Genomic DNA, 1,378 nt, shown 5'->3' with positions numbered 1-1,378 from the left:
GGCGGAATTTATGGGATGGCCCGCCCCTCTTTCCTGCCGCGTTAGGCTGGCAGGCCAGCAGAGGGATGGGAGTTGGAGCGATGCACATCACGGTTCTTGGGATCGACCTGGGCAAGAACAGCTGCAGCGTGGTGGGGCTGGACGGGAGCGGGCGGGTGATCCTGCGCCGGCGGCTGCCGCGGCAGGGCGTCGTGAAGCTCGCGGCAGGACTGCCGAGTTGCGTGATGGCGATGGAGGCGTGCTGCGGCGCGCATCATCTCGGCCGCACGCTGCGGGAGCAGGGCCACACGGTCCGGCTGATGTCGCCCGAATACGTCCAGCCCTATGTGAAGGCCCAGAAGAATGATGACCGGGATGCGGAGGCGATCGCCGAGGCTGCGACGCGGCCGACGATGCGGTTCGTCGAGCTGAAGAGCGAGACGCAGCTGGACATGCAGAGCCTCCACCGCGCGCGCGACAGGCTGGTGGGGGAGCGGACGGCGCTGATCAACCAGCTGCGGGCCTTCCTGCTCGAGCGCGGGATCGCCGTCGCCCAGGGACGGCGCAAGCTGGAACTGCACCTCCAGACGCTGCTGGCCGCAGAGCAGGTCACGCTGAGCCCCCGGACCCGGCGGCTGATCGAGGACATGTGCGCCGAGTGGCAGGCACTCGACCGCCGCATCCTGGCCTTCGATGAGGAGTTTGCGGAACAGGCTCGTTCGGATGAGACGGCGCGGCTGCTGACAACGATCCCCGGCATCGGGCCGCTGAACGCGACGGCCCTGGTGGCCGCGATGAGCAAGGCGGAGACCTTCGGGCGTGCTCGTGACTTGGCAGCTTGGCTGGGCCTTGTACCGAGGCAGGCGACCACCGGCGGCAAACCGAAGCTGCTCGGCATCAGCAAGCGCGGCAACGTCTACCTGCGCAGGATGCTGATCCATGGCGCCCGTGCCGCGCTGCCGATGCTGTCAAAGGGCGAGACACCGCTCGGCGCCTGGCTGCGCAGCCTCCTGGCCAGGGCGCATATGAACACCGTGGTGGTGGCGCTCGCCGCCAAGCTGGCGCGGATCGTCTGCGCGGTGCTGCACAGCGGGAAGCCGTTCGAGGTGCAGGTCGCCAAGGCGGCGTAGAGCACGAGATCGGCCGGCCGCGTTCACCCGGCGCGGGCGGCTGACGAGGTCTGCGGGTGGTGGAACCGAGATGGCCTGACAGTCGAACGGCGTTCCGGAATCCTGGCCACTAAAATGGCGCTCGACGCCGCGGAATTTATGAGGACCGGAACGCGCGGATCTCCATCTTGGCCAGGGCTCCGCCCTGAGACCGGATACGTTGGCGTAGACTGACCAGGCAGGATCGCGAAACCTCTTGCGGACGGGGCGGGCCATACGTTTAGTGGGCC

At 68.1% G+C, this 1,378-nt stretch carries 1 protein-coding gene; it reads left to right on the top strand.

What is annotated here, in order from left to right:
- Positions 1-80: 80 nt before the first annotated feature.
- Positions 81-1,109 carry an IS110 family RNA-guided transposase gene (locus tag HW578_RS26580; protein ID WP_198373700.1) on the top strand — a complete coding sequence of 343 codons (1,029 nt, stop codon included), beginning with the start codon at positions 81-83 and terminating at the stop codon, positions 1,107-1,109.
- Positions 1,110-1,378: the final 269 nt, after the last annotated feature.

The sequence above is a fragment of the Roseomonas rosulenta genome (assembly GCF_016106005.1).
In the GTDB taxonomy this organism is placed as follows: Bacteria; Pseudomonadota; Alphaproteobacteria; order Acetobacterales; family Acetobacteraceae; genus Neoroseomonas; species Neoroseomonas rosulenta.
This window is presented reverse-complemented; position numbering and strand designations above follow the sequence as displayed.

Excerpts from the sequence above, each read along its gene's own strand:
- HW578_RS26580 (WP_198373700.1), top strand. The coding sequence starts at position 81 with ATGCACATCACGGTTCTTGGGATCGACCTGGGCAAGAACAGCTGCAGC.